This is a genomic window from uncultured Brachyspira sp. (genome assembly GCF_944393015.1).
In the GTDB taxonomy this organism is placed as follows: Bacteria; Spirochaetota; Brachyspiria; order Brachyspirales; family Brachyspiraceae; genus Brachyspira.
In genome coordinates this window covers 47,906-56,004 of sequence record NZ_CALXYQ010000016.1, presented here as the reverse complement: position 1 = coordinate 56,004, position 8,099 = coordinate 47,906, and the positions used below count along the sequence as shown (strand labels likewise).

General features: G+C 27.6%; 7 protein-coding genes. 4 read left to right on the top strand and 3 right to left on the bottom strand.

What is annotated here, in order from left to right; translation table 11 throughout:
- Positions 1-383 precede the first annotated feature (383 nt).
- The 3 genes from Q0K19_RS07280 to Q0K19_RS07270 form a co-directional block, all read right to left on the bottom strand.
- Positions 384-1,328, bottom strand: coding sequence for an AAA family ATPase (locus tag Q0K19_RS07280; RefSeq protein WP_367172148.1), 945 nt, complete (start codon positions 1,326-1,328; stop codon positions 384-386).
- A gap of 132 nt (positions 1,329-1,460) precedes the next feature.
- On the bottom strand, positions 1,461-1,964 hold the full coding sequence (locus Q0K19_RS07275) for a BatD family protein (RefSeq protein WP_297246776.1): 504 nt from the start codon (positions 1,962-1,964) through the stop codon (positions 1,461-1,463).
- Between the two features lie 217 nt (positions 1,965-2,181).
- Positions 2,182-2,928, bottom strand: a complete 747-nt coding sequence (locus Q0K19_RS07270; protein ID WP_297246774.1) for a hypothetical protein — start codon at positions 2,926-2,928, stop codon at positions 2,182-2,184.
- Between the two features lie 300 nt (positions 2,929-3,228).
- On the opposite strand from Q0K19_RS07270, the gene Q0K19_RS07265 reads away from it, so the two are divergent.
- The 4 genes from Q0K19_RS07265 (at position 3,229) to Q0K19_RS07250 (ending at position 8,009) form a co-directional block, all read left to right on the top strand.
- The gene (locus Q0K19_RS07265) at positions 3,229-4,545 is read left to right on the top strand and encodes an MATE family efflux transporter (protein WP_297246772.1); all 1,317 of its coding nucleotides are present in this window, start codon (positions 3,229-3,231) and stop codon (positions 4,543-4,545) included.
- 380 nt (positions 4,546-4,925) lie between these two features.
- Positions 4,926-5,729, top strand: a complete 804-nt coding sequence (locus tag Q0K19_RS07260) for an SDR family NAD(P)-dependent oxidoreductase (protein WP_297246770.1) — start codon at positions 4,926-4,928, stop codon at positions 5,727-5,729.
- 175 nt (positions 5,730-5,904) lie between these two features.
- Positions 5,905-7,422, top strand: a complete 1,518-nt coding sequence (gene tva(A) / locus Q0K19_RS07255) for an ABC-F type ribosomal protection protein Tva(A) (protein ID WP_297246768.1) — start codon at positions 5,905-5,907, stop codon at positions 7,420-7,422.
- Positions 7,423-7,517: 95 nt separating this feature from the next.
- On the top strand, positions 7,518-8,009 hold the full coding sequence (locus Q0K19_RS07250) for a septum formation initiator family protein (RefSeq protein WP_297246766.1): 492 nt from the start codon (positions 7,518-7,520) through the stop codon (positions 8,007-8,009).
- Positions 8,010-8,099 lie beyond the last annotated feature (90 nt).

Genomic DNA, 8,099 nt, shown 5'->3' with positions numbered 1-8,099 from the left:
ATTTTTTAAATTTAAAATATTTGCAGGGCTTTGCCCCGCACCCCACTTCTTTTGTTGCCACAAAGAAGCAAAAAGGCCATATTTTAACTTAAATTTAATATTTTATATTACAAGTAAGACAAAATTAGTATTATTTAATACTAATTTTATATTTTCACTTTTTGCAACTTTTGCGGCGGGAAAAGTTGATATATTTTATTACTAATGTTAGAAATAAATTTATTATTTGTATAATAGAAAATCTAGTAATATACATAGTAAGTTAATATATACCCAATTTTTTATTTTTATTTATCAGTTATCATCTGCTCGTTTATCACTTTATAAAAAAGCCCGATTACTTAATAATCAGGCTTTAATAATCAATCATATTTTATAAACTATTAAGGTACATTGATATTAGCGAGAAGATTTTCTATAATCATATCGCTATTAACATTTTCAGCCTGTGCTTCATAGCTTACGCTTATTCTGTGCCTTAATACCTCATAAGCAACGGCTCTTATATCTTCAGGCATTACGAATCCTCTGCCCTGCATCATAGCATTTGCTTTTGCCGCTTTAGTTAAATATATTCCTGCTCTTGGAGAAGCTCCGTATTCTATATATTCGCTTTGAAGTTTATAATCTTTTGGATTTCTTGTGGCATCTATAATGTTTACTATATAATCAATCAATCTTTCTTCTATATGTATTTGATTAGCTAACTTTCTTAATTTTTCTATTGTTTCTATAGTAGTAATAGGTTTTAAAGAAGCTGGTTTTGAAGATGACATATTTTTTATTATAGTTTTTTCTTCGCTTTTAGTAGGGTATTTTACTATAACTTTAAGCATAAATCTGTCAACCTGAGCTTCTGGAAGAGGGTAGGTTCCTTCCTGTTCTATAGGGTTTTGAGTTGCTAATACTAAAAATACATCAGGAAGTCTATATGTTTTATCTCCTATAGTAACCTGATGTTCTCCCATAGCTTCCAAAAGTGCTGACTGTACTTTAGCAGGTGAACGGTTTATCTCATCGGCTAATATTATATTAGAAAATATAGGACCTTGTTTAGGAAGAAATACTGAATTTTTTATATCGTAAATTTCAGTACCTACTATATCTGCAGGAAGCAAATCCGGTGTAAACTGTATTCTTTTGTAGCTTGCATCTATTGTGCTTGCCAATGATTTTACAGTTAATGTTTTTGCAAGTCCTGGCACACCTTCTAACAATACATGCCCATCACATATAATTCCTAATAGAAGTTTATCGAGCATATTTTCCTGTCCGATAATTACTTTTTTTATTTCATTTTTTATAGCATTTACAACATCAAGAGCCATTTTTGAAGCTTCTGATATAGCTTGTAAATCCTTGCTGGCATTAGCTATTTCACTGCTGATTTCATTTGTATTTTCGCTGTTATTGATATTATCTGTCATATGTTATTCCTCATAGTTCTTTATATATTAAAATTATGGTGTTTGTTTATTTGCAAAGTTCTTTTTATTTAATTTATGCTGATCTTTTATGAACTTATAAATTAAAAGTGCTATAAGTATTATTACAATCCACTGTCCTATCATTATTAATAAGAACCATGAACTAAATACTCTTATATTATGTTCATTTATCATCTGTTCTTTAGGTACTAAACTGTTTCCTCTCTCTACATTATAATATCTTGCTTCCAACTCAGGTATTTTTAATTTACCGTTTCTTAAAGGCTTCATAGTATATATTATTTTATAATTCATAGTTGGAATTTCATTATCTTTATGTATAGTTTCTATTTCCACTCTTTCATTAAGCACTTCAAAATCGCTTATAGCATTTGTGTTTATACCTTCAGGTTTAAATTTATCAGCATCTCCTGTATATGTTAGGGTATACTCTAAATTCTGCCAAAGGTACATACTCTTTTTACTTACTTTTTCTTCTACTATCACTATGGGGTATAGTGCATTTACTGTTATCATTATTATTAAAAAAATATAGTATTTAATCATTGAAGTAGATTATATAAAAACATAAAAAAAGTCAATATATAAAATTATTAATAGATTAGTATTCTGAATATATTTTATAAGCTTTAATTCAAATCAAAATCCTGATACTTTCAAACTTTCATTACACTAAAAAATAATAGTATAGTTTTTATAACTGCATTAGTTAATTAAATTATCAAATATATTATTATCTAAGGAATTGGCTGAAATCAAATGTATATGATATAGAAGCACCTATTCCGAAATAGAATCCTGAGGCTAATTGCTCTAAATAAGGAGTAAAGTTTAGAGATAGGCTAGCATCACTGTTTAATACTAAATAAAGACCTACTCCTAAGTGATTAAGATATAATACTGCACTATTATAAAAATCATAAGCGAAATGATATTCTAAATATATACCAGCTAAAGAGAAGCCGAATAATGCTCCAGGATAAACCCCAAAAGCCGTCTTTAATCTTATAGATTCAACAACTCCCCTTGGATCATCGAAATACATAGGAAGTTCAAAATTGAAGAAGGCTGTAAAAAAGTCTCCTAAACCTATTAAATAATGAAGCTGAGGATTAAGTCCGAATTTCTGTTTATCTGATCCTGGAAATAATACTTCAATGGCTCCTATGAATCCATTAAAAAATTGGAATCTAGGCATTATAGAAAATTGAGGCTGTCCTTGTACACCTACACCTAGTTCAGGAAGATAAGTTATAGGAACTACTCTTGCAAATATATCTAAATTTCTTAATATTCCGAAATTTATCATTAAAGGGCTTGATAAAGTATATTTTGATGTACCTATTCTGTCATTGTTAAGATAAAGAGTTCCGCCAAGACGTAATGCTCCAGTCATACCTGTATACATTTTGTATGGAAAAGAGTAAGCCAATGCAGATAGTATTAACATTAAAATAGATGTAAATAAAAACTTTTTCATAAATTTAATCTTCTTAATTTATATTTTTTCTATAATAATACACTTTATACTATACTAATATAATATATTATGTAAAAAATATCAATAAATAAATATGATAAGTACTGAAATAAAATTTAGTATTTATAAAAAAATATTAGTCCAAAATTTGACTTATAAATTGTATATGATATAATACATGTCAAGTTCATCGGAGGACTTATTGGAGAGAAAAAATACCAAAGGTTGGATAAGATGTCTAATTATTAGATTTCTTATTCAGCCTTTTTTGTTTTTAAACTTTAATATTGGAGTTTATTTATGGATATGCTAAAAACAGATGTAAAAAAAATATTTTTTAAATATTTATCTGCTAGTTTTGGAAGTGCATTGATAGCTGCTATTTATTCTATAGTTGATGTTGCTATGGTTGGACAATATGAGGGCGATAATGGGGCTGCTGCTTTGGCAGTATTTGCTCCTATATGGAATGTAATATATGGTATAGGACTTCTTTTTGGTATAGGAGGCTCTGTACTTTTCAGTAAGGCAAAAGGCTCAGGAGAATATGATAAACAAAATAATTTCTTTACCGCCTCATTTATTGCTTTATCAATAGTAATATTTATAGTTTGGATATTATCATTAATATTTGAAGATAATATACTTTATTTTTTCGGTGCTGATGAAGTACTGCTCAATTTAGCTAAAAGATATTTTCTTCCTATAAAAATTATTCTTCCTCTATTTGCTTTCAGTCAATTTTTTGCTGCATTTCTTAGAAACGATAATGCCCCTATGAAAGCCACTTTAGGAGTTATGGCAGGAGGTATTTTCAATGTATTCGGTGATTATTTCTTTGTGTTTATATGCGATATGGGTATATTTGGTGCAGGACTTGCAACAGCTATAGGACAAATTATTACTGCTTCTATATTGATATCTCATTTATTTACTAAAAAAAATACTTTGAAATTTCAAAAGGTTAATAAATTATTTTCATTATCAAAGAATATTGCTTCTATTGGCTTTTCTACATTCTTTATAGATATAGCAATGGGAATACTGGCTTTAATGTTTAATAGGCAGATAATGAAATATTTCGGAACATCAGCCTTGGCAGTTTATTCTGTAATAATAAATATTAATATATTAGTTCAGTCATCAGCTTATGCAATAGGGCAGGCAGCTCAGCCTATAATATCAACTAATTTAGGTGCTGGAAAAATGGAGAGAATAAAATCAGCAGTAAAATGCAGTATATTTTCAGCTTTGGTTCTTAGCATAGTATATACTTTATTCACATACTTTAATACAGACTTTTTAATGAAAGCATTTATGAAGCCTTCAGAAGAAGCTTTGTCTATATCAAAAAATATTATGAGAGCCTATTTTATATCATTTTTAATACTTCCTTTCAATGTATATGCAACTTACTATTTTCAGGCAATAATGAAGCCTTCATCTTCTTTTATAATTGCTGTATTAAGAGGACTAATAATAAGCGGTATTTTAATATTTATAATGCCTTTAATATTTGTAAAAGATAGTATTTGGTATGTCATGCCTATTACAGAAGTTATAACTTTTATTATTGCTATGGTATTTTTTATGAAATACAGAATTATATATACCTAAACAAATATTTTTTGTTAAAAATAAATTTTTTAAATTTAAAATATTTGCAGGGCTTTGCCCCGCACCCCACTTCTTTTGTTGCCACAAAGAAGCAAAAAGGCTACATATAGGATTTTATTTAATAGGTTATCTTACATATAAGACAATTTTAGTATGATTTAATACTAATTTTATACTTGCACTTTCGCAAAGCGTGCCTGCGGCAGCAACTTTGACGAAGTCCGCAGAGCGTATGCGGCGGGAAAAAGTTGATAATACATTTACAAAATATATAAATTAATAAAATGTAATTGTTTAGTTATATTTAAAATAGTTATATTCATTATAAAAATATTTATTAAATTTAATGTAATAATAAAATATAAAGGAGATATATGGTTATGAAACTTTTAGATAAAAAAATAGCATTGGTAACATCATCTACAAGAGGTATAGGCTTAGCATGCTCAAAGAAACTTGCAGAAAATGGTGCGAAAGTTTATTTAGCTGTAAGAAGACTTGATGCCGGAAAAGAAGTGGCAAATGAGATAATAAAAAACGGAGGCGAAGCTGATGTTGTATATTTTGATGCTACAAAAGAAGAAACATTTACTTCTATGATTGAAGATGTTATAAAAAAAGAAAATAGAATAGATATACTTGTAAATAATTTCGGTACTACTGATACTAGTAAAGATTTTGACTTAGTTAATGGTGACACTGAAGCCTTTTTTAAAATAGTTAATGAAAACCTAAAGAGTGTTTATCTTCCTTCAAAGGCAGCTGTTAAACAAATGATTAAAACAGGAGGCGGAAGCATCATAAATATATCATCTGTAGGCGGTATTTTTCCTGATATGTCAAGACTAGCTTATGGTATATCAAAATCAGCAATAAATTTCCTTACAAAAAATATAGCAGTGCAGTATGCTAGAAATAATATAAGATGCAATGCTGTGTTACCCGGATTTGTAGCAACAGATGGGGCAATGGAGAGTATGTCAGAAGAGTTTCTAAAATCATTTTTGAAGAATGTACCGTTAAACAGAGCGGCAGCTGCTGAAGATATAGCTAATGCAGTATTATTCTTTGCAAGTGATAATTCTTCATTTATAACAGGTGAAACTATGCCTGTAGCTGGAGGTTTCGGGCTTCCTTCACCTATGTACAGTCAGTATATGGATATGGGTGGAAAGAAAGGTTAATTAATTTTCAATAATTATTTATTATGTAAAAAACGAAAAAGGCATGCTGTTTTGGCATGTCTTTTTTATTGACATTTTTTATAACAGCAATATAATACAAATATGTGATAAATTATATTAACCAAAAATCAAAAAGTGTTCTCACTAAATTAATTATTTTTTAAGAGGTTTATATATGTTTATAAAATTCAATAAAGTTTCTTTTTCTTATGATAGTTCTGATAATATATTAAATGATGTTTCTTTTCATATAGATAATTCATGCACTGCAATAGTAGGTGAAAATGGATGCGGTAAAACCACGTTAGCTAAACTTATAACAGGAATATTAAAGCCTAATTCAGGAAGCATAGAATATTCAAATAAAAATATTATAACTGCTTACTGCGATCAGGAGTGTATTAATTTACCTGATAATGCTGAAAATTTATTTTATGATGATAGTTCATACTCAGGATATTTAACTTCTATATTTAAAATAGATTATAATTATTTATATAGATTTGATACTCTTAGTTTCGGAGAGAGAAAAAGATTACAAATAGCTTCTGCTTTATACTCTAATCCTGATATATTGGTATTAGATGAGCCTACGAATCATATTGATATAGAATGCAAAGATATACTTATTAATGTAATAAAAAGACTCGATTGTATAGTTATAATTATAAGCCATGATATTGATTTTCTTGATGAGTTAGTAGAAAAATGTATATTTATAAGAAATGGAAATTGCAAGATAAGAATAGGTAATTACACTCAATGCAGAGGATATGAAAAAGATGAAGAAGATTATAATTTTAGTTTATATGAGGAAAGCAGGAAGAAAGCTAAAATATTAGAAAATAGATACAAAAAACTACAAAATGAATCGGATGCTAAAAAAAGCAAATGCGGAAGTAAAAGACATATAGATAAAAAAGATCATGATGCTAAGGGAAAAATTGATGCTGCAAGACTTACAGGTAAAGATTCAAGACTTGCAACTAAGGCTAAGCAGGCCAAAAGTTTATACAATAATACTGTAATAGAAATGGAATCTCTTTATACTAAGAAAAGAGAAGTTATGGATATGGAGTTTATTGGAGAAAGATATAAAGGTAAGTTTTTATTTTATTTAGAGGCAGGAGAAACAAAAATAAATAGTATAGTTTTAAGACATCCCGAACTTATAGTAAAAAAAGACAGCAGAATAGGAATTGAAGGTGTAAACGGAGCAGGTAAAACCAGTTTATTAAATTATATAATTGAAACAATGCATAATAATTCTATAGATAGAGAAAAGATAATATATATTCCTCAGGATATAGATAGAGAAAGTTGGAATAATACTTTTAATAATATAAAGGCATTGGATCATGAATCATTAGGTTTTTTAATGAGTTTTGTAAATAGGCTTGGAAGCAATGCTAAATCTGTTATTAATTCATTGAATCATAGTCCGGGTGAGATGCGTAAAATAATGCTTGGAATGGCGGTTATAAAAAAGCCTTATATTATAATGTTAGATGAGCCTACGAATCATCTGGATATAGACTCAATAGAGCGTTTGAAAGAGGCTTTAATTTCTTTTAATTGTGCTTTGATAATAGTAAGCCATAATAGAAATTTTATCAAGAATGTAGTAAATAGTTTATGGAATATAAAAATAGTAGATAATTATAGTATTTTAAATATTAAAAACACTATATAAATATATATGTAGGTTTAATATTTATATGTAATAGTATTAACTTTAATAAATTACTTCCGATAATAAGTTGTATATTTTATAAGGTTAATAATTTTATGTATTTCAATGTGAGAATCAGCTCTAAAATATTCTATGGTATCATATTAGTTGGAATAGCTTTTATGGTATATTTATTTGTATTCAGCCCTAAAGGGTTTCTTACATTAGATGCTAAAAAAGTTATTATAGAAACTAAAAAAAAGAAAGTTGAAGAATTAAATAGAAGAAAAATTCAGATATCAAATAATATAGAAAGGTTAAAAACTGATAAAGAATATATATTATCTTATGCTAAAACATTCGGTTATTTAGATGATACTAAAAACGAAAAGATTATAAAGATTATTAAAAATGAAGATGAAACAAAAAGTGCTGGAGAGGCATCAATATCATCAGATATAAAAGAAAATGATAATTATATTAATATCAGGGGTGCTTTAATATTAGCTTCAATGATAGCTCTATGTTTTATAACATATTTACTTCTTATAAACAAAAATTTACTTCCAAAATTGAAAAAGAAAAAAATAATTACTTCCAGAGGTTAAGTTTATATCAATATTATAATAAGCTTAAGGTATAAATTTATGTATTCTATCATAATTTTTTATTTAAATTAAGTATACAATACAAATTTA